Here is a 19,021-nt window from a genome sequence, read left to right as displayed (position 1 = left end):
AACGCCGCGCCGGCCTTGCTTCCCGGTTCATGCCGGACGGCGGATGATCGCTACTTCGGGTAGTGGTCCGGATGATTCTTCCGCAAACAGGAGCAGTGCCATGAAAAAGATGCTTGCTGCGATGATGGCTGCCGTGTTGCTGGGCGGCTGCGCGACCGCCGGGAAACTGAGCAGCGGCGAACGGCTGGAACTGTATCGCGCGCATGCCGGCGAACCGGTCAGGGATTTCCAGTATTTCGGCTCGTTCAACGGCTGGACGGAGCTGGGCGACAGCGCGTTGGCGGTATGGACGCGCCCCAGCCAGGCATGGCTGCTGGAACTGGGCGGGCCATGCATGGACCTGTCCTATGCGCCGGCGATCTCGGTGACCAACATGATGGGCCGCGTCTCGGCACGCTTCGACCGGGTCATCGTGCATGGCGGCAGCCCCGGCCAGCACATCCCGTGCCGGATCCAGAGCATCCGCCCGCTTGACGTGAAGGCGCTGCGCGTTTCGGAGAAGGAACTGCGCGAGGCCAAGATCGCGGCGCGTGCCGAGGAGCAGGAGTAGGCCGGGGTTCGCCCCGATAGTTGCATGCATGAAGCGTCGGGGGCATAGCCCCGACCTACGGGGCCTCGGGGGCGACGTAGCCGGCCGGCTTTTCCGCGCCGCCACCGAACAGGAACTTGACCAGTTCTTCCTCGAGAAACGCGCGGTGCTTCGGATCGCGCGGCGACAGCCGGTTCTCGTTGATCAGCATGGTCTGGTGTGCCAGCCATGCCGCCCAGCCCTGCTTGCCGATGTTGGCGAAGATGCGCTGGCCCAGCTCGCCGGGGTAGGGCACGAAGTCCAGGCCTTCGGTTTCGCGTTGTTGGTATTGGCAGAAGACGGAGCGGGGCATGGGATGTTCCTGTCGTGTCAGCGCGCCGGGTGGCGCTCCAGCAGTTTGCGGATCGGCGCCGGCAGGCCCAGCGAATCCAGTTCGGAGCGGGCCACCCAGCGCAGGTCGCCATTGTCGCCCACGCGCGCGTGCAGGGCGACCTTGCGCAGGTGCAGCGGCTGCAGGTGCAGCCGGTAATGGCTGAAGGTGTGGACGATCAACGGCAACTCCTCGGCATTGTCGTAGTCGCCGTCGACGTTGCCGGCGAACCACTGGCGCAGTTCGGCATCGGTGTCGGCCTGCGGCAATGTCCACAATGAAGCCCAGATGCCGGCGGGCGGGCGCTTGCACAGCAGGATGCGGCCACGCGTGTCTTCCAGCAGCAGCGCGCTGGCCTCGCGCTCGGGCAGTACCTTGCTCGGCTTCGGCGTGGGCAGCGAATCCACCAGCCCCTGCGCCTGCGCGTCACAGCCAGCGCGTACCGGGCACAGGATGCAGGCGGGGTTGGCGCGGGTGCACAGGGTGGCGCCGAAATCCATCTGCGCCTGCGTCCAGTCGGCCATGCGCCCCTGCGGCACCTGTTCGACGTGCTGCGCGGCCAGCGCCCACAGTTGTTTCTCGATGGCGGGCAGGCCCGGATAGCCGGCGATGCCGTGGTAGCGGGCCAGCACGCGCTTGACGTTGCCGTCGAGGATCGGGGACGGGTCGTTCCACGCCTGGCTGAGGATCGCGCCGGCGGTGCTGCGGCCGATGCCGGGCAGCGCCAGCAATGCGTCGAGGTCGCGCGGCAGGTCGCCGTCGTGCAGTTCCACGCAGCGTTTGGCGGCGGCGTGCAGGTTGCGTGCGCGGGCGTAGTAACCCAGCCCGGCCCAGTGCGCCATCAGCGCGTCGTTGTCGGCCGCGGCAAGGTCGGGCAGCGTCGGGAACGACTGCACGAAACGCTGGAAATACGGAATGACCGTGGCCACCTGCGTCTGTTGCAGCATGATTTCCGACAGCCATACCCGGTACGGCGTGCGCGGATGCTGCCAGGGCAGGTCGTGGCGGCCGTGGTGGTCGAACCAGGCCAGCAGGCGCTCGGCGAAAGTGTCGGGTGGCTGGCTCATGGGGCGGGTGGCAATCATGACGCTGGAACCGTAGGAGCGACGCAAGTCGCGACCGGACTTTGTCGGGAAAGCCCATCGCGACTGGCGTCGCTCCTACAGGAGATTTCAGGCTCCCAGCGCCTCCGGCAGCAGCGCATCGACGAAGGCCTCGGGGTCGAACACGCGCAGGTCCTCGGGGCGTTCGCCGATGCCGGCGAAGCGGATCGGGATGCCGAACTCGCGCGCCAGCGCGAACACCACGCCGCCCTTGGCGGTGCCGTCGAGCTTGGTCACCACCAGCCCGGTGATGTTGGCCGCGGCATGGAACTGGCGCAGTTGGTTCAGCGCGTTCTGGCCGGTGGTGCCATCGATCACCATCAGCACCTCGTGCGGCGCGGTGGCGTCGATCTTGCCGAGCACGCGGCGGATCTTGCTCAGCTCGTTCATCAGCCCGGCCTGGGTATGCAGGCGGCCGGCGGTGTCGGCGATCAGCACGCCGGTGCCGCGGGCCTTGCCGGCCTGCAGCGCGTCGAACGCAACCGAGGCGGCGTCGGCGTTCTGGCCCTGCGCGACCACGGCCACGCCGTTGCGTTCGCCCCACACCTGCAACTGCGCCACCGCGGCGGCGCGGAAGGTGTCGCCGGCGGCCAGCATCAGGCTGTGGCCCTCGTCCTTGAAGCGCTTGGCGAGCTTGCCGATGGTAGTGGTCTTGCCGACACCGTTGACGCCGACGGTGAGGATCACGAAGGGCTTGGCGTCGCGGTCGATGACCAGCGGTTTGGCAACCGGTTGCAGCAGTGCGATCAGGTCGGCGCGCAGCGCGGCCAGCAGCGCGTTGGCATCGGCGAACTCGCGCGCCTTCATGCGCTTGCGCAGGTCCTCGACCAGCGCGGTGGTGGCCGGCACGCCGACGTCGGCGGTGAGCAGGGCGGTCTCGATCTCGTCGAGCAGGTCGTCGTCCAGCTTCGGGTTGCGCGAGAACAGGCCGCCGAAGCTGCGGGCGAAGGTGCTGTTGCGCAGGCGGTCGCGCCAGCCGGGCTTGCCGGCCGGGGCCGCCGGTGCGGCATTGACGGGGATCAGGCCGGCATCGCTTTCCGTGGCGGACAGGGCTTCCGGCAACCCGGTGGTGATGGTCGCAGTGTCGCCGCCGGAGGGTTCTTCCGTCAGGTCGGTCGCGTCGGTGGCCCCGGCATCGGTCCCCGGCGCGATGGGTGCCTCCCGCTCCCCGGACGTGGGCACGGCGGACGTCAGCTCCTCGGCGCTGAACTGCGGGGGCTGGCCGACCGTGGCGGTGTCCTGGGGCTTTTTGCGACGGAAAAAACTGAGCATGGGGAACGAAGAAGGGGGCAGGTGGACATGCTACCACCGGCACCGCCGGCGGCCGGCCACGGCGGCACGGAAACGGGCTAAAGTCCGCGTGTTTCCGGCCGATGTGGTGGCATGAACACGATTTCCCCGATTGCCGCTTCCGGCATGCGCGTGGCCGTGATGGGCATGCGCGTGTCGGCGCACAACGTCGCGGTGCAGCCGGTGCGGCCGGTGGTGCCGCGGCAGGTGCTGACGGTGCAGACGATTCAGGGGGGCGGCGCCACCGCGCAGGTGACCACGGGCGATGAAGCACCGGACATGGTCACCGACCTGTTGGCGGCGAAGACCTATGAAGTGGCCTTCGCCGCCAATGCGGTGGTGATTCGCCGCGGGAACGAGATGCTGGGAAGTCTGTTCGACGCGTTCGCGTGAGGCAAACCGGCAGGAGCACACCTTGGTGCGCGATGGTTTTCCTTCTCCCTGCGGGGCGAGGCCGCACGGCTTGCGCGCCACTGGCGTGCGTGCGGTTGAGCGCCCACGCCGCTGGCGTGGGCCGGGGCACGAAGCGAGGTGCCCGAAGGGCGGATGAGGGGCGAACGCAGTCCAGATGGTTCAGACATCATGGACTGCGTTCGCCCCGCACCCCAACCCCTCTCCCGATGGGAGAGGGGCTCACAACGCATCAGGCCGACAGCTCCAGCAGCAGCTTGTTGAGCCGGCGCACGTAGGCGGCCGGGTCCTTCAGGCCGTCGCCGGCGGCCAGCGCGGCCTGGTCGAACAGCACGCGGGCCAGGTCGTCGAAGCGATCCAGGTCCGGCTCGGCGTCCAGCTTCTCGATCAGCGGGTGGTCCGGGTTGAACTCGAACACCGGCTTGCTCTCGGGTACCTTCTGCCCGCTGGCCTCCAGGATCTGGCGCATCTGCAGGCCGAGGTCCTGCTCGCCGATGGCAAGGATCGCCGGCGAGTCGGTCAGGCGGTGGGAGACGCGCACCTCGGCCACGTCCTCGCCGAGCGCGGTCTTGATGCGGATGGCCAGCGCTTCCTTGGCCTTGGCGGTTTCTTCCTGCGCCTTCTTTTCCTCCTCGGTATCCAGCGTGCCGAGGTCGAGGTCGCCGCGCGCCACGTCCACGAACGACTTGCCGTCGAACTCGTGCAGGTAGCTCATAAGCCATTCGTCGATGCGGTCGGTCATCAGCAGCACTTCGATGCCCTTCTTGCGGAACACCTCCAGGTGCGGGCTGTCCTTGACCTGCAGGTGGCTCTCGCCAGTGAGGTAGTAGATCTTGTCCTGGCCCTCGACCATGCGCCCGACGTAATCGGCCAGCGCCACGCCCTGCTCGCCGCTGGCATCAAAGGTGGAGGCGAAGCGCAGCAGGCCGGCGATCTTCTCGCGGTTGCCGAAATCCTCGGCGGGGCCTTCCTTCAGCACCTGGCCGAAGTTCTTCCAGAAGCCGGCGTAATCCTCGGGCCGGTCCTTTGCCAGCTTCTCCAGCATGTCCAGCGAACGCTTGGTCAGGGCCGACTTCATCGAGTCGATCACCGGGCCGGACTGCAGGATCTCGCGCGAGACGTTCAGCGGCAGGTCGCTGGAATCGATCACGCCCTTGATGAAACGCAGGTACAGCGGCAGGAACTGCTCGGCCTGGTCCATGATGAAGACGCGCTGCACGTACAGCTTCAGGCCCTTGGCGGCGTCGCGCTGGTACAGGTCGAACGGCGCGCGGCCGGGGGTGTACAGCAGCGAGGTGTACTCCAGCTTGCCCTCGACCTTGTTGTGGCTCCACGCCAGCGGGTCGCTGAAGTCGTGGCTGATGTGCTTGTAGAACTCCTTGTATTCCTCGTCCGTGATCTCGGTCTTGGGCCGGGTCCACAGCGCGTTGGCCTTGTTGACCGCTTCCCACTCCGGCGCCTCGGGCTTGTCCTCGCCGTGCTGCTCCTTCTGCAATTCGATCGGCAGGCCGATGTGGTCCGAATACTTCTTGACCAGCCCGCGCAGCTTCCAGCCGTCGGCGAAGCCTTCCTCGCCTTCCTTCAGGTGCAGCACGATGCGGGTGCCGCGCTCGGGCTTGTCGATGCCCTCGATCTCGAACTCGCCTTCGCCGCGCGAGGACCAATGCACGCCCTCGCTGGCCGGCAACCCGGCGCGGCGGCTGTACACGTCCACCTGGTCGGCGACGATGAAGGCCGAATAGAAGCCCACGCCGAACTGGCCGATCAGGTTGGCGTCCTTCTTCTGGTCGCCGGACAGGTTCTTCAGGAACTCGGCGGTGCCGGACTTGGCGATGGTGCCGAGGTGGGCGATGGCTTCCTCGCGGCTCAGGCCGATGCCGTTGTCGTCGATGGTCAGGGTGCGCGCGGCCGGGTCGGCCTCGATGCGGATGCGCAGCGGCGCGCCGCCTTCCAGCAGTTCCGGCCGGGTCAGCGCCTCGAAACGCAGCTTGTCGGCGGCGTCGGCGGCGTTGGAGACCAGCTCGCGCAGGAAGATTTCCTTGTTCGAGTACAGCGAGTGGATCATCAGGTGCAGCAGCTGCTTCACCTCGGTCTGGAAACCGCGGGTTTCCTTCTGGGTTGCGGCGGTCATCGTCAGGTTTGCTCCGTGGGTTGCCCGGGCCGCATGGCGGCCGATGGCTCCCGGGGTATGGGCCGGACGGCGGATTTCAAGATCCGCGGCAGGTTCGGCTTATCATGCCGGCCCACCTACCTTGCCGGCGCGCATGTCCCGTCCCCCCCGTTCTTCCGGCTCCGCGCCGCCACGCCCCGCTCATGGCGGAGCAGGGCAGGTGCGCATCATCGGCGGGCGCTGGCGCAACACGCGGCTGCAGGTACCGCAGGTGCAGGGCCTGCGCCCGACCAGCGACCGGGTGCGCGAGACCCTGTTCAACTGGCTGATGCCGAAGCTGCCGGGCGCGCGGGTGCTGGACCTGTTCGCCGGCAGTGGCGCATTGGGGCTGGAAGCGGTGTCGCGCGGCGCGGCGTCGGCGCAACTGGTCGAGCGCGATCCGGCACTGGTGGCGGCGCTGCGTGGCGTGGTGGAGCGGCTGGGCGCGCAGGCGCAGGTGCAGGTCGCCGCCGGCGATGCGTTGCGCTGGCTGGAAACCGCGCCGCCCATGCAGGCCGACATCGTGTTCGTCGACCCGCCGTTCGCCGCCGGCTTGTGGGCGCCGGTATTCGAGCTGCTGCCGCGCCACCTCGCCGAAGGCGCATGGCTGTACGTGGAGGCGCCGGCCGGAGCGATGCTGCAGTTGCCGCCGGGCTGGCAGCCGTACCGCGAAGGCGGCACCCGCGATGTGGCCCATGCCCTGTACCGGCGCGCCACTGCTACACTCCGCGGTGACCTGAACGCGACTCCGTCCGCATGACTTCGCCCAACCCCCGCATCGCCGTCTACCCGGGCACGTTCGACCCGATCACCAACGGTCACATCGACCTGGTGCACCGGGCCGCGCCGCTGTTCGAGAAGATCATCGTGGGCGTGGCGCAGAGCCCGTCGAAGGGGCCGACGCTGCCGCTGGAGCTGCGCGTGGAACTGGCGCGCGAGGCGTTGTCGCGCCACGACAACGTCGAGGTGGTCGGCTTCGACACGCTGCTGGCGCATTTCGTGCGCGCGGTGCACGGTGGCGTGCTGCTGCGCGGCCTGCGCGCGGTGTCCGATTTCGAATACGAATTCCAGATGGCGAGCATGAACCGCCACCTGATCCCGGAGGTCGAGACCCTGTTCCTGACCCCGTCCGAACAGCACAGCTTCATTTCCTCCTCGCTGGTGCGCGAAATCGCCCGGCTCGGGGGCGACGTGTCCGGCTTCGTGCCGGCCACGGTGCTGGAGGCCCTGCGCAAGGCCCGGCAGGCACGCGCGGGCCACTGAATCCCCCAACAGCCACAACGAACCGAAAGTCAGAGGGAGACGAACCATGAAGAACACGATGCGCGTGATGCTTGCCGCTTCGCTGGTGCTGGGCTTCACCGCCTGCAACAAGCAGGAGGCCGCCCCGGTCGCCGACGCACAGCAGGCGCTGGTGGCGCCGGCCAAGGACGACGACGCCGGCTGGCGCAAGTACCTGCAGGCCGTGGCCGTGCAGAACATGGGCAACATCAGCAACAACCCGTTCCTGTACTACCTGTCGCCGGAATCGGACCCGGAGTTCGACGCCAAGTACCAGCGCCAGGTCGAAAGCGCCACCGCCGCCATCGGCCGCGGCGTGTCGCCGGGCAACATGCTGGCTTTCGGCTCGTCGGCTTCGGCGAAGATGGCCGACCTGATCGAGACCGCGTTCAAGGACGTGCAGGCCGATTCGATGAAGGGCGTGCGCGTGGTGTTCATCGGCGATGCCGCCGACAACGCCCGCGTGCAGACCATCGTCAAGCCCACCGGCGCCGACTACATCTTCGTCGAAGCCAAGTGACGCAGTGGCGGGGCCGCGTTCGCGCGACCCCGCCTTCGCCGCGGCGCCGCCCCGCACCGAGCGGGAGGCGCCTGCGGCAGGCACGAAACAACAGGAGCGATGCATCGGGCCCGCGCCCGTCGCGCAGTTCCTCCCGCGTTGGCGGGAACGGCAGTCCAGGCAATGTCCCTCAAAATCAACGAGCTCTGCGTCAACTGCGACGTCTGCGAGCCAGCCTGTCCGAACAAGGCGATCTCGATGGGCGAGACGATCTACGTGATCGACCCGGCCCGCTGCACCGAATGCGTCGGTCACTTCGACGAGCCGCAATGCGTGGTGGTGTGCCCGGTGGAGTGCATCGACCCCGATCCGGACATCGTCGAAACCCACGAACAACTGCTGGCCAAGCTGTACGGCCTGCAGCGCGACCATCCCGAACTCTACGAACCGGAGAACCCGACGGAATGAAACACGCTGCCCGTTCCCTGCTGCTGTTCGCCCTGCTGCTGGCGCCCGCCGCCTGGGCCGCCGAGGGTGCGCCCGCGCGTGCCGAGCATCCCGATGGCGCGGCGATCGCCAGCGGCCACGCGCTGGCCACGCAGGCCGGCATGGAAATCCTGGCCAAGGGCGGCAACGCGTTCGACGCCGCGGTCGCGGTGTCCTCGACACTGGCGGTGGTCGAGCCGATCAGCTCCGGCCTGGGCGGCGGCGGGTTCTTCCTGCTGCATGACGCGGCCACCGGCAAGGACGTGATGCTCGACGCGCGCGAAACCTCGCCGGCGGCGGCCACGCCCGAGCGCTTCCTCGACAAGGCCGGCAACCTCGACCGCGACCGCTCGGTCAACGGCCCGTGGTCGGCCGGCATCCCCGGCCTGCCGGCGATGCTGGTCAAGGTTGCCGGCGAGCACGGCCGCCTGCCGCTGGCCGAGTCGCTGGCGCCGGCCATCCGCATCGCCAGCGAGGGCTTCCCGGTCTACGCGCGCATGGCACGCGGCTACGCCATGCGCCGCGAGGTGATGGAGCGCTACCCCGGCACGCGCGAGGTCTACCTGCGCAATGGCCGCCCGATCGCCGAGGGCGATGTCTTCAAGCAGCCGGAGCTGGCGCACACGCTGCAACTGCTGGCGGACAAGGGCTTCGACGGCTTCTACCGCGGCGAGACCGCGAAGAAGCTGCTGGCGGGGGTGAAGAAGGCCGGTGGCCAGTGGACCGCCGAGGAACTGGCCGGATACACGGTCAAGGCGCGCGAGCCGATCGTGTTCGACTACCGCGGCTGGAAGATCACCACCGCGCCGCCGCCGTCCTCCGGCGGCATCGCGCTGGCGTCGATGCTGCAGATCCTCGAAGGCTGGGACCTGGCCGCGCTGGACGAGGCCCACCGCGCCCATCTGGTGGTGGAAGCGATGCGCCGCGCCTACCGCGACCGCACCTTCTTCCTCGGCGACCCGGATTTCGTGCAGATCCCGCAGCAGGTGCTGACCAGCCGCGATTACGCGCAGGGCCTGCGCGCGACCATCCACCCGGACAAGGCCACCCCCAGCGACCTGCTGTCGGGCAACCCGACGCCGCTGGAGGACGACGAGACCACCCACTTCTCGATCATCGACGGCGAGGGCAACCGCGTCGGCGCCACGCAGACGGTGAACCTGCTGTACGGCTCGGGCTTCATCCCGGCCGGCACCGGCGTGCTGCTCAACAACGAGATGGACGACTTCGCGCTCAAGCCCGGCACGCCCAACGCGTTCGGGGTGATGGGTTACGAGGCCAACGCGCCGAAGCCGGGCAAGCGCATGCTCAGCTCGATGACGCCGACCTTCATGGAGAACGCCGACAAGGTCATCGTGCTTGGCACCCCGGGCGGCAGCCGCATCATCACCATGGTGCTGCTGGGCATCCTCGGCTACGACGCCGGGCTGGACGCGCAGCAGGTCGCGGCGCTGCCGCGCTACCACCACCAGTGGCTGCCGGACGTGATCGATGCCGAGAGCGGCGCGTTCACGCCGGAAACGGTGAGCCAGCTGCAACAGATGGGCCACAAGATCGACCTGCCGGGCGACAGTGCCGCCGGTGGCCGCGGTTCCAGCCACGTCTGGGGCAACCTGCAGACGGTGGAATGGGATCGCCGCGACAACACCCTGCGCGGTGGCAGCGACCCGCGCAACCCGGTAGGCAGCGCCGAGGTGCGCCGGACCGGGCAGGGCGAGTGATGCAAAGCCCCTCTCCCTTCGGGGTGAGGGGGGCAGTTTGCGAACCACCGGTTCGCTGTCCCTCGAACGCCCTTGCGCCAGCGCAAGGGCCGGGGCGCGAAGCGGGGTTGGGGAGAGGGGACGGGGGCGAAGCCCTCTTGATGCCAGGTTGCACGAGGTTTCTCCCTTGCCGATTTCATGTGACGGCTTGCAAATATTTAACGCGACGCCGTTAGAATTTTTCACATGAAACTATGGTCGATCCGTGGCAACAGCCAGAAGCTGGACGGGGGCGCGATGTTCGGCAACGCGCCCAAGGCGATGTGGGGCAAGTGGGCGCCGGCCGACGAGGCCAACCGCATAGAACTGGCCTGCCGGGCGCTGCTGGCCAGCCCGCTGGGCGGCAAGACGGTGCTGTTCGAGACCGGCATCGGCGCGTTCTTCGAGCCGAAGCTGCGCGAGCGCTACGGCGTGCAGGAACCGCGGCACATCCTGATCGATTCGCTGCGCGAGGCCGGCTTCGAGCACGAGGACATCGACGTGGTGGTGCTCAGCCACCTGCACTTCGACCACGCCGGCGGCCTGCTGGCGCCGTGGTCGGAAGGACGCGCGCCGGAACTGCTGTTTCCCAACGCCACCTTCGTGATTGGCGCCGCGCACTGGGAACGCGCGCGGCACCCGCACCCGCGTGACCGCGCCAGCTTCATCCCGGAACTGCCGGGCCTGCTGGAAGCCAGCGGGCGGCTGGAAATCGTGTCCGGCGAACATTCGCGGGCCTTGGGCGAGTCGGTGCGTTTCAGCTTCAGCGACGGCCACACGCCGGGCCTGATGCTGGCCGAGATCGTCGGCCCGGCGCAGGTGGATGGCCAGCCGCATGGCGGCGTGGTGTTCTGCGCCGACCTGATCCCCGGCCGTTCGTGGGTGCACGTGCCGATCACGATGGGCTACGACCGCAACGCGGAACTGCTGATCGACGAGAAGCGCGCGTTCCTGGAGGACAAGCTGGCGCGCAACGTGCACCTGTTCTTCACCCACGACCCGCAGTGCGCGATGGCGCAGGTGGTGCGCGACGACAGGGGCCGCTTCGGCACCGCCCACGAGTTGCCGGAGCTGAGGGCGCACGTACCCGGAATGGCGTGATCCGCCTGGTGCAGGGGCGACGCAAGTCGCGATCGGGCTTTACCGGGAAAGCGTCATCGCGACTTGCGTCGCCCCTGCGTCGCTACGCCGGCATTGCGGCGCCTCAGCCGACGCGGGTGCCGAAGATGCGGTCGCCGGCATCGCCCAGGCCGGGCAGGATGTAGCCCTTGTCGTTGAGCCGCTCGTCGATGGCGGCGGTATAGACCTCCACGTCGGGGTGCGCCGCTTCCAGCGCCTTCAGTCCTTCCGGCGCGGCGACCAGGAAGATGCCCTTGATACGGCGCGCGCCGGCGCGCTTGAGCATGTCGATGGTGGCGATCAGGGTGCCGCCGGTGGCCAGCATCGGGTCGAGGATCAGCGCGTCGCGTTCCTCCAGCCGGCCGGTCAGGCGCTCGAAGTAGGGCACTGGCTGCAGGGTTTCCTCGTCGCGCTGCAGGCCGACCACGCTCACGCGCGCGGTGGGGATCAGCGCCAGCACGCCGGTCAGCATGCCCAGCCCGGCGCGCAGGATCGGCACCAGCGTGATCTTGGCGCCGGCGATGCGCTGCACCGCGACCGGCCCGGCCCAGCCCTGCAAGGTGTGCGCTTCTGTTTCCAGATCGGCGGTGGCCTCGTAGGCCAGCAGGCTGCCCAGCTCGTTGACCAGTTCGCGGAAATCCTTGGTGTTGAGCGTGGCTTGCCGCAGCAGGCCGATCTTGTGCCGGACGAGGGGATGGCGGACTTCGACGATCTTCATGGCGGCCTGCGGCGATGGAATGGCGGGAAGTCTGCACCAGAACCCCGTGTCTTCACAAAAGCATGCTTCCACACAGAAGAAACCGGCGCGCGGCCGGTTTCCCCATCCCGGCATGCACCGCCGCGGCTCAGAACGCCCAGCGCATCACCAACTGGTAGCTGGGGCCGGCTTCTTCGGTTTCCAACTCGTATTCGTCGTATTTGCGGCCGAGCTGGTCGTCGAGGTTGTCGAACTTGTGGAAGAACTCGTCCTTGGAGGCGTCCAGCAGGTTGGCCGCGCTCAGGCGCACGGACAGGTTCCTGCCGAAGCGCTTCTCGACGAACAGTTCCAGGTCGTTACCGTACCTGACCGTGACCTCCTCGGACAGGATGCGGCTGTAGGCGTCGCCCTGCCTGCGGTAGGTGGCGCCGAAGCTGGCTGCCAGCGACGGCATGTCGTGGATGAAGCCGACGTTGTAGACGCTGCGCGCCTGGTCGTTGAAGCGGCGCTCGCCCATGAAGTCGGCGACCTTGCTGTCCAGCCAGGAGTAGTTGAGGAACACGCCGGTGTCGGGCAGGCCCAGCGCGGTCAGCGGGGTGGCCAGGTCGAACTCCACGCCGCGCACGGTGCCGTTGCCGACGTTGGCCGAGGTGAACAGCCAGCTTTCCGGATCGAACGCGAAATCCTGCTCGCTGGCGCCGGGGTTGGCGGCGAGGAATTTCTTCAGGTCCTTGGCGTAGCTGTCCAATGCGTCCTCGCTCCATTCGCCGGTGTTGACCAGCTCGATCAGGTTCTTCACGTCGCGGTAGAACAGGTTGACGCCGACCACGCCGTGCTTGCCGAGCCGGCGTTCGAAGCCCAGATCGATGCCGTTTGCGGTTTCCGGCAGCAGGCGCGGGTTGCCGACGTAGTCGTTGTCGCCGTATTCGCCGTCCAGCACTGCCGGGATCAGTTCGTTGAAATTGGGCCGCTTGAGGGTGCGGGCCAGCGACAGGTTGATGCGGGTCTGTTCGCTTATGTCCCACTTCAGGTGCAGCGAGGGCAGCAGTTCGTTGTAGTCGCGGCGAGCCTGGCCCTCGACGTCGCCGTCCTCGTGGTAGCGCACGTCCGAGCGGGTGGTCTCGTAGCGCAGGCCGGTTTCCCAGGACAGTGCGCCGCCGCGGCCGGACAGCATCAGGTAGGGATCGAGCCGGGTTTCCTCGATCAGCGAACCGATGGTGCCGTCCAGTTCGTAGGCCACCGGGTCGCCTTCGTTCTCGGCCTCCCATTCGTGGGTGGTGTAGGACACGTCGCGCTTCTTGCGGCGGTAGTCGATGCCGAACTCCAGTTCGGCGGCACCGAGCGGGCGCAGGTGCGCGAGCTTGAAGCCGGTTTCGGTGTCGCGGGCGTCCACCGCTTCGGCTTCGGCCTCGGAGGCGTCCCATTCGCCGTTGACGTATTCGTGCTTTTCCTCGCTTTCGGCGCTGTCGTCCTCGAAACGGGCGAAGTCCAGGTCGAATTTCGTGGTGCCACCGGCCATGTCGAAGCGATAGCCGGCGCCGATGCCCCAGTTCTTCTGCTTGATCGGGTTCAGGCCGGGGACGTTGGATTCGATGACGTCGCCGTCGTCGTATTCCACCTCGTGCGACACCTCGGTGACGTCGCGGTCGGTCTTGACGAAGAAGCCGTTGATGTCCAGCCGCCCGCTTTCGCCGATGTCGGCGGTATAGGAGACGTTGCCCGAATAGTCGCGGCCGTCCTTCACCTCGTCCTGGTCCTCCCAGCTGAGCAGCTCCTGTTTGCCCGGGTCTGTATAGCGGTCCGAGCGCTTGATCTTGCCGCGGTAGCGGTCCTGCACGTTGATGCCGGCCAGCAGCCGGCCGCCGAGTGCCCGGCCGCTGCTCACCGTGCCGAAGGTCGGGTTGACCTCGCCGTCGAACCAGCGGTTGACGCCCACGCGCAGGTAGCTTCCGTCGAACTGGTAGGAATCGCGCAGGACAATGTTGATCGCGCCGGCCATCGCGTCGCCGCTGCGGTTGGCGCTGGCGCTGCGCAGGATCTCGATGTGGTCCACCATCTCGGCGGGGATGCGGTCCACCCAGAACGAACGGTCGTCGCCCGCGCCGGGCACCTTCTTGCCGTTGATCAGCACCTGGGTGTAGCCGGCGGCCATGCCGCGCATCATCGCGCCGTCGAACTCCATGATGTCAGAGCCGACGAAGGTCACGCCCGGCACCCGCTTGAGCATGTCGCCGACGGTGTTCGGCTCGAAGCGCTGGAAGTACTCCAGGTCGTAGGACAGCACCGGCTCGATGTCGGCGCTGCGGTTGCGGTAGGCGATCTCGCCCTGGACCACGACGGTGTCCAGCTGCTTCGGCTCGCCGCTGGCCGCGGCCGCGCCATCCGGGGTGGAAACCTGCGCCAGTGCGACGCCGGCGGGAAGCAGGGCGGCGCAGGCGAGGGCTTGCGACAGGCGCAGCGCCAAGGTGTTGCGTTTCATCGGGTGGAAGTTCCGTGGGTTGTAAATGAACGGAACTTTCACCGCGGGGAATGGCAGTGATGTGACAGGAACGACGCGTGGTGGCGGTGGCGTGCCGGTTCTCCGGATTGTCACATCCGGGTCATACGATGCGCGGCCGACTCCCCCTGTGCATCGAGGAACCCCATGACGCCGCGTTGTTCATTCCGCCTGTTGCCGGCGCTGTTGTTGTTGCCGCTCGTGGCCTGTTCGGCCATGCCCGCCGTGGCCGACCGCGAACCGGACCAGTACGACGCCGACGACGTGCTGCTGCGTGACCACGACGTGCCGCACGTGGTGGTGCGCGAAGCCTTCGTGACCGAAGCCACCCCCGAGGAGAACATCGACTCGCCGGCCAGTTGGCTGCAGGACGGCAGGCGCATGCTGGTGGCCACGGCCAAGGCCACCGATGCGCTGGTGGTCTACGACGGCGACAGCGGCCGGCGCCTGCGCACGGTGGGCGGCCCCGGCAAGGCGTTGGGCCAGTTGCGGCGCCCCAATGGCGTGGCGACCATCGACGACCGCTACCTGTTCGTGGTCGAGCGCGACAACCAGCGCGTGCAGATGTTCGCGCTGCCGGAGTTCACGCCGCTGCTGGCCTTCGGCGAGGACGCCCTGCGGCAGCCCTATGGCCTGTGGGTGCGGGCGAAGGGCGAGGGCTACGAGGTGCTGGTCAGCGATGCCTACATGGCCGGCGAGGATGCCGACGGCGACGACGTCGTGCCGCCGCTGGCGCAACTGGACCGCCGTTTCCGCCGCTACGAGGTGACGCGAAGTGGCGATGGCTGGCAGGCGCGCGATGCCGGCAGCTTCGGCGACACCAGCATGGCCGGCGCGATCCGCATACCGGAATCGCTGTTCGGCGACGAGGCGCACGGCCGCCTGCTGGTGGCCGAGGAGGACGTACCCACCGGCACCCGCCTGCGCGAGTACGATCTGCAGGGACGCTACCTCGGCCGCGACGTCGGCGCCGGCCAGTACAGGGCCCAGGCCGAGGGCATCGCGCTGATGGCCTGCGCCGACGGCGGCGGCTGGTGGGTGGCCAGCGACCAGTTCGCCGACCGCACCGTGTTCCACCTGTTCGACCGCATCAGCCTGGCCCATGCCGGTTCCTTCGCCGGCAAGGTCACCGGCCTGACCGATGGCGTGTGGCTGGATGCGCGCGGCGATGCGCGCTTCCCGCAGGGCGTGTTCTACGCCTCGCACCTGGACCAAGGCGTGGCCGCCTTCGACTGGCGCGACATCGCCGCGGCGCTGAAGCTGCCGCAATGCGCGCGGCCTTGAAGGCAGGGCCCGTCCGTGGTGTCGATGCCCGCGCGCACCTATACTCGCCGTGACCGCCGGACGGCGGATCATGGACCGGTGCAGCCCGCGGCATCATGCCGCGGGGCGAGCGCCGAGGAAGGACAACGACGGCATCCTGGCGCCCGCATCGTGCATTGACGGTGCGGGACGGCAGGCAGGGAGGAACGACATGCGTGCAGGCAGGCTTGGGATCGGAACGGGGCTGGCGCTGTTGCTGGCCACGGTGGCGTGGAGCGCAGGGGCGCAGCCGCCACTGGAGGAAGAGGCGGTGCATCCGGGCGAGGTGGTGTTCGAGGACGGGCAGCCCTATGTCGATGCAGGTGGCGGCAGGCTGGAGCGCCTGCACACCCGCCAGCAGGACGGGGAGGCCGTCTACTACCGCCTGGTCCGCTACGACAACGAATTCGGCTATGTCGGCGACGATGGCGCGCCGAGCGTGGCGCAGACTTCTCGTGGCAGCCAGGGCGCCACGCCGATGCGCTACCACGGCGCCGGCCACCTGTACCGGCCGGATTTCTACAACAGCCCGTACAACCGCGACGCGCGCCAGCGCTACTGGGGGCCGGGTTATTTCGGCAGCTGCAGCCGCTACGACGGTTGCCGGGGCGTGCAGCTGGTGCCGGTGGTGCCTTACCGCGTCACCGGCTACTGAGCCGGCGGCGGGAGCGATGGAAAACGGCGGCCGGTGGCCGCCGTTTTCGTTGCCGGCAACCGCTCAGGCGCTGAGTGCTTCGAGCACGCGCAGCTCGGCGGGCCGCTCCAGCCCGCGCTGGCAATACGGCGATTCGTGTTCGGCCAGCCGCTTGCCGTTGGGGCATTGCAGCAGCATGTAGTTGGCGTCGAAGTTGAGTTTCTCGACCAGGAAATCGACGAACGCGCGCACCTTGGGCGACACCAGCCCGCCACCGGCGAACACCGCGTTGAAGTCGTATTCCGGCCCGGTCCAGCCGGCCAGCACGCGGCGCAGCATGCCCGATTCGATGAAGGGCTTGGCCATCACGTCGCTGCTGAGCATCAGCCCGTCGCCGGCCACCAGCATCGAGTTCAGCGCCGAGATGTCGCTGGCGACCACCAGCGGGTTGACCGGGAACTCGCGCATCTCGCCGCCGTCCTCGGCCAGCGTCCAGGCGAAGCGGTTGTTCTGGCCCTGGTGGTGCTTGCGCACGGCCAGCGTGCGGTGGTGCTGCAGCTCGTCGGGATGGTGCGGTTCACCGTGCCGGTGGATGTAGGCGGGGCTGGCGAACACCTGCGTGCGCAGGCTGCCGAGCTTGCGCGCGACCAGGTTGGAGTCGGGCAGGGGGCCGATGCGCAGCGCCAGGTCGGCCTCGCCGGCGATCAGGTCCAGCACCTCGTTGCCCAGGTGCATGTCCAGGTGGATTTCCGGGTACTGGGCCTGGAACTGGCCCAGCAGCGGCGCGATCCAGGTGATGCCCACCGAATAGGGCACGGTGAAGCGCAACCAGCCGCGCGGGCCGGACTGCAGCTGGCTCACCGCGCTTTCGGCCTGTTCCAGTTCGCGGGCGATGCGCTGGCAGTGGTCGTAGTAGACGCTGCCGGCCTCGGTCAGGCCGAGGCGGCGCGTGGTCCGGTGCAGCAGGCGCGCGCCCAGCCGCGCCTCCAGTTCCTGCACCTTGCGGCTGACGGTGGTCTTGGGCTGCCCGAGCAGGCGGGCGGCAGCGGTGAAGCTGCCCTGTTCGACCACCTTGACGAAGATCAGGGTGTCGTTGAGATCGTTGGCCATTGGGGAGGGGCTCGTGCGGAGACGGGATTGTGCCGGCGGCGGGACGATTATTCCCTTCAATTCGTACTAATCAAGTATGGATTGGAGGCGTACCTTGGCGCCCCTCGTTCAAGACCGAGTTGCAGCCATGCGCCTGCGCCACCTTCCGGGTTTCCTGCCGACACGCCGCCAGCCGACGTTTGCCAATGCCGATCATGGCCCGAGGCGGGACAACAGCTTGAATCCACTGCACTTCGCCGCGTTGCGCGAGGTGCGCGAACCGGCGGGTGCGGGAACACGGCCTCCCGCGCTCCGACGGCTGGCCGCATTCCTTGCAGCGGCACTGTCCCATCGGCGGGAGAAAAATTTCCGTGAGCGGGACAGTGGACATGGCCGCGCGGAGCGCCTGCAGGCGCGCGGCCACGGCATTTGCGCGGGCGGGCGCACCGACCCGGATCTTCGTGCTTCGCTTCCTGCCTCCACCGGCTGCTGACACCGGCTGTCAGCAGCACGACCGCACACTGCGGGCCCCGCCCGGCACGCACGCGAATTTGACCGCCACTTCCGAACTTCTCCCCCTCCCCATTGGATGCATGACATGAAAGGTATCTCCCGTTCCCCTCGAATCGCCCGACGTGCTGCCCTTGCCGGCGTGTCGGCGCTTGCCATCGCCATCCTCGCCGCCTGCAGCGGCGGCCATGCGCAGGAAGCCGCGGCACCACCCGCGCCGGAAGTCAGCGCCGCGCCGGTGCTGGCCAGGCAGGTCAGCCAGTGGGACGAGTTCAGCGGCCGCATCGAGGCGGTGCAGAGCGTCGAGCTGCGTCCGCGCGTGTCCGGCTACATCGACAAGGTCAACTACGTCGAAGGCCAGGAAGTGAAGAAGGGCGACGTGCTGTTCACCATCGACGCGCGCAGCTACCAGGCCGAGTTCGACCGCGCCCGCGCCGAACTGGCCCGCGCCCGCACCCAGGCCGCATTGGCGCACAGCGAATCCGAGCGTGCGCGCCGCCTGGCCGAGCAGCAGGCCATCGCCGCGGAAACCGCCGAGCAGCGCCGCGCCAGCGCCGAGCAGGCTGCCGCGCAGGTGCAGGCGGCGCAGGCGGCGCTGGACGCGGCCCGCCTGAACCTGGAGTTCACCCGGGTGCGCGCGCCGATCGACGGCCGCGCCGGGCGCGCACTGGTCACCGCCGGCAACCTGGTCACCGCCGGCGACGCGGCCAGCGTGCTGACCACGCTGGTGTCGCTGGACACCGTGCACGTCCATTTCGATGCCGACGAATCCACCTTCCTGCGCTACATGCAGATGGCCCGCGAAGGCGAGCGCCCGAGCGCGCGCGAGCAGGCGCTGCCGGTGAAGGTGGCGCTGAGCGGCGAGGAAGGCTTCCCGCACGAGGGCAAGGTCGATTTCCTCGACAACCAGGTCGCCCGCAGCACCGGCACCATCGGCGTGCGCGCGCTGCTGGACAACCGCGACCGCCAGTTCACCCCGGGCCTGTTCGCGCGCGTGCGGCTGCTCGGCAGCGGCGAGTTCCAGGCGCTGCTGATCGACGACAGGGCGGTGCTTACCGACCAGGATCGCAAGTACGTCTACGTGGTGGACAAGGACGGCAAGGCGCAGCGCCGCGACGTCCGCCTCGGCCGCAGCGCCGAGGGCCTGCGCATCGTCGAGCAGGGCCTGGCCGCCGGTGACAGGGTGATCGTCGATGGCGTGCAGAAGGTGTTCATGCCCGGCATGCCGGTGCAGGCCAGGCCAGTGGCGATGCAGCCCGAACCGCCAACCGGCCCGCGCACCGCCGCGCTGAACTGACCCGCATCCCCGCCTGACG

The 19,021-nt window shown here is 68.5% G+C and carries 19 protein-coding genes; 12 read left to right on the top strand and 7 right to left on the bottom strand.

Annotated features, from left to right (window positions below; genetic code table 11):
- Positions 1–100: 100 nt before the first annotated feature.
- Complete coding sequence (locus MIC98_RS10735; RefSeq protein ID WP_239737153.1) at positions 101–550, top strand: DUF6491 family protein; 450 nt, start codon at positions 101–103, stop codon at positions 548–550.
- A 55-nt stretch (positions 551–605) separates the two neighbouring features.
- Here the strand turns inward: MIC98_RS10735 and MIC98_RS10730 are convergent, their stop codons facing one another.
- The 3 genes from MIC98_RS10730 to ftsY all read right to left on the bottom strand — a co-directional run bounded on the left by MIC98_RS10730 (position 606) and on the right by ftsY (position 3,274).
- The gene (locus tag MIC98_RS10730; RefSeq protein ID WP_057639241.1) at positions 606–881 is read right to left on the bottom strand and encodes an oxidative damage protection protein; all 276 of its coding nucleotides are present in this window, start codon (positions 879–881) and stop codon (positions 606–608) included.
- Positions 882–898: 17 nt separating this feature from the next.
- Positions 899–1,966, bottom strand: a complete 1,068-nt coding sequence (gene mutY, locus MIC98_RS10725; RefSeq protein WP_239738135.1) for an A/G-specific adenine glycosylase — start codon at positions 1,964–1,966, stop codon at positions 899–901.
- A 105-nt stretch (positions 1,967–2,071) separates the two neighbouring features.
- Positions 2,072–3,274: a signal recognition particle-docking protein FtsY gene (gene ftsY / locus MIC98_RS10720; protein WP_057639243.1), complete on the bottom strand. Its 1,203-nt coding sequence runs from the start codon at positions 3,272–3,274 to the stop codon at positions 2,072–2,074.
- Positions 3,275–3,385: 111 nt separating this feature from the next.
- On the opposite strand from ftsY, the gene MIC98_RS10715 reads away from it, so the two are divergent.
- The gene (locus MIC98_RS10715; RefSeq protein WP_057639244.1) at positions 3,386–3,685 is read left to right on the top strand and encodes a hypothetical protein; all 300 of its coding nucleotides are present in this window, start codon (positions 3,386–3,388) and stop codon (positions 3,683–3,685) included.
- 250 nt (positions 3,686–3,935) lie between these two features.
- On the opposite strand, the gene htpG is transcribed toward MIC98_RS10715, so the two are convergent.
- Entirely contained in the window at positions 3,936–5,834 is a 1,899-nt protein-coding gene (htpG, locus tag MIC98_RS10710) for a molecular chaperone HtpG (RefSeq protein ID WP_239737152.1), read from the bottom strand.
- 133 nt (positions 5,835–5,967) lie between these two features.
- Here htpG and rsmD point away from each other — a divergent pair, with 133 nt between their 5' ends.
- From rsmD to MIC98_RS10680, 6 genes are all read left to right on the top strand, one after another.
- Positions 5,968–6,612, top strand: coding sequence for a 16S rRNA (guanine(966)-N(2))-methyltransferase RsmD (gene rsmD, locus MIC98_RS10705; protein ID WP_239737151.1), 645 nt, complete (start codon positions 5,968–5,970; stop codon positions 6,610–6,612).
- Positions 6,609–7,115, top strand: coding sequence for a pantetheine-phosphate adenylyltransferase (gene coaD, locus MIC98_RS10700; protein ID WP_057639247.1), 507 nt, complete (start codon positions 6,609–6,611; stop codon positions 7,113–7,115). The genes rsmD and coaD overlap by 4 nt, the downstream gene beginning before the upstream one ends.
- Positions 7,116–7,161: 46 nt before the next feature.
- On the top strand, positions 7,162–7,653 hold the full coding sequence (locus MIC98_RS10695; RefSeq protein WP_057639248.1) for a hypothetical protein: 492 nt from the start codon (positions 7,162–7,164) through the stop codon (positions 7,651–7,653).
- A gap of 162 nt (positions 7,654–7,815) precedes the next feature.
- Positions 7,816–8,100, top strand: coding sequence for a YfhL family 4Fe-4S dicluster ferredoxin (locus MIC98_RS10690; RefSeq protein WP_057639249.1), 285 nt, complete (start codon positions 7,816–7,818; stop codon positions 8,098–8,100).
- Positions 8,097–9,839 (top strand): gamma-glutamyltransferase, encoded by a 1,743-nt coding sequence (ggt, locus tag MIC98_RS10685; protein WP_239737150.1) that lies wholly within the window; start codon positions 8,097–8,099, stop codon positions 9,837–9,839. The genes MIC98_RS10690 and ggt overlap by 4 nt, the downstream gene beginning before the upstream one ends.
- Positions 9,840–10,064: 225 nt before the next feature.
- Positions 10,065–10,958 carry an MBL fold metallo-hydrolase gene (locus tag MIC98_RS10680; RefSeq protein WP_057639251.1) on the top strand — a complete coding sequence of 298 codons (894 nt, stop codon included), beginning with the start codon at positions 10,065–10,067 and terminating at the stop codon, positions 10,956–10,958.
- 103 nt (positions 10,959–11,061) lie between these two features.
- Here the strand turns inward: MIC98_RS10680 and upp are convergent, their stop codons facing one another.
- Both upp and MIC98_RS10670 read right to left on the bottom strand, forming a co-directional pair.
- Positions 11,062–11,694: a uracil phosphoribosyltransferase gene (upp, locus tag MIC98_RS10675; protein WP_057641353.1), complete on the bottom strand. Its 633-nt coding sequence runs from the start codon at positions 11,692–11,694 to the stop codon at positions 11,062–11,064.
- A 127-nt stretch (positions 11,695–11,821) separates the two neighbouring features.
- Positions 11,822–14,152, bottom strand: coding sequence for a TonB-dependent receptor (locus tag MIC98_RS10670; RefSeq protein WP_239737149.1), 2,331 nt, complete (start codon positions 14,150–14,152; stop codon positions 11,822–11,824).
- A gap of 165 nt (positions 14,153–14,317) precedes the next feature.
- On the opposite strand from MIC98_RS10670, the gene MIC98_RS10665 reads away from it, so the two are divergent.
- The gene (locus MIC98_RS10665; protein ID WP_239737148.1) at positions 14,318–15,454 is read left to right on the top strand and encodes a phytase; all 1,137 of its coding nucleotides are present in this window, start codon (positions 14,318–14,320) and stop codon (positions 15,452–15,454) included.
- Between the two features lie 190 nt (positions 15,455–15,644).
- Positions 15,645–16,127, top strand: coding sequence for a hypothetical protein (locus tag MIC98_RS10660; RefSeq protein WP_239737147.1), 483 nt, complete (start codon positions 15,645–15,647; stop codon positions 16,125–16,127).
- Positions 16,128–16,190: 63 nt separating this feature from the next.
- On the opposite strand, the gene MIC98_RS10655 is transcribed toward MIC98_RS10660, so the two are convergent.
- A complete protein-coding gene (locus tag MIC98_RS10655; protein ID WP_239737146.1) occupies positions 16,191–17,216 on the bottom strand; it encodes a LysR family transcriptional regulator in 1,026 nt (341 codons plus the stop codon).
- Between the two features lie 127 nt (positions 17,217–17,343).
- Here MIC98_RS10655 and MIC98_RS10650 point away from each other — a divergent pair, with 127 nt between their 5' ends.
- Complete coding sequence (locus MIC98_RS10650) at positions 17,344–17,688, top strand: hypothetical protein (protein WP_239737145.1); 345 nt, start codon at positions 17,344–17,346, stop codon at positions 17,686–17,688.
- Positions 17,689–17,793: 105 nt separating this feature from the next.
- Positions 17,794–19,002: an efflux RND transporter periplasmic adaptor subunit gene (locus tag MIC98_RS10645; RefSeq protein ID WP_239737144.1), complete on the top strand. Its 1,209-nt coding sequence runs from the start codon at positions 17,794–17,796 to the stop codon at positions 19,000–19,002.
- Positions 19,003–19,021 lie beyond the last annotated feature (19 nt).

Source organism: Stenotrophomonas sp. NLF4-10, assembly GCF_022359915.1.
In the GTDB taxonomy this organism is placed as follows: Bacteria; Pseudomonadota; Gammaproteobacteria; order Xanthomonadales; family Xanthomonadaceae; genus Stenotrophomonas; species Stenotrophomonas daejeonensis.
Note: the sequence above shows the minus strand (reverse complement) of the source record. Positions and strands in the feature narration are given on the sequence as shown.

Coding starts and splice junctions, on each gene's coding strand:
- MIC98_RS10735 (WP_239737153.1), top strand. CDS start 101: ATGAAAAAGATGCTTGCTGCGATGATGGCTGCCGTGTTGCTGGGCGGC.
- MIC98_RS10730 (WP_057639241.1), bottom strand. CDS start 881: ATGCCCCGCTCCGTCTTCTGCCAATACCAACAACGCGAAACCGAAGGC.
- mutY (WP_239738135.1), bottom strand. CDS start 1,966: ATGAGCCAGCCACCCGACACTTTCGCCGAGCGCCTGCTGGCCTGGTTC.
- ftsY (WP_057639243.1), bottom strand. CDS start 3,274: ATGCTCAGTTTTTTCCGTCGCAAAAAGCCCCAGGACACCGCCACGGTC.
- MIC98_RS10715 (WP_057639244.1), top strand. CDS start 3,386: ATGAACACGATTTCCCCGATTGCCGCTTCCGGCATGCGCGTGGCCGTG.
- htpG (WP_239737152.1), bottom strand. CDS start 5,834: ATGACCGCCGCAACCCAGAAGGAAACCCGCGGTTTCCAGACCGAGGTG.
- rsmD (WP_239737151.1), top strand. CDS start 5,968: ATGTCCCGTCCCCCCCGTTCTTCCGGCTCCGCGCCGCCACGCCCCGCT.
- coaD (WP_057639247.1), top strand. CDS start 6,609: ATGACTTCGCCCAACCCCCGCATCGCCGTCTACCCGGGCACGTTCGAC.
- MIC98_RS10695 (WP_057639248.1), top strand. CDS start 7,162: ATGAAGAACACGATGCGCGTGATGCTTGCCGCTTCGCTGGTGCTGGGC.
- MIC98_RS10690 (WP_057639249.1), top strand. CDS start 7,816: ATGTCCCTCAAAATCAACGAGCTCTGCGTCAACTGCGACGTCTGCGAG.
- ggt (WP_239737150.1), top strand. CDS start 8,097: ATGAAACACGCTGCCCGTTCCCTGCTGCTGTTCGCCCTGCTGCTGGCG.
- MIC98_RS10680 (WP_057639251.1), top strand. CDS start 10,065: ATGAAACTATGGTCGATCCGTGGCAACAGCCAGAAGCTGGACGGGGGC.
- upp (WP_057641353.1), bottom strand. CDS start 11,694: ATGAAGATCGTCGAAGTCCGCCATCCCCTCGTCCGGCACAAGATCGGC.
- MIC98_RS10670 (WP_239737149.1), bottom strand. CDS start 14,152: ATGAAACGCAACACCTTGGCGCTGCGCCTGTCGCAAGCCCTCGCCTGC.
- MIC98_RS10665 (WP_239737148.1), top strand. CDS start 14,318: ATGACGCCGCGTTGTTCATTCCGCCTGTTGCCGGCGCTGTTGTTGTTG.
- MIC98_RS10660 (WP_239737147.1), top strand. CDS start 15,645: ATGCGTGCAGGCAGGCTTGGGATCGGAACGGGGCTGGCGCTGTTGCTG.
- MIC98_RS10655 (WP_239737146.1), bottom strand. CDS start 17,216: ATGGCCAACGATCTCAACGACACCCTGATCTTCGTCAAGGTGGTCGAA.
- MIC98_RS10650 (WP_239737145.1), top strand. CDS start 17,344: ATGCGCCTGCGCCACCTTCCGGGTTTCCTGCCGACACGCCGCCAGCCG.
- MIC98_RS10645 (WP_239737144.1), top strand. CDS start 17,794: ATGAAAGGTATCTCCCGTTCCCCTCGAATCGCCCGACGTGCTGCCCTT.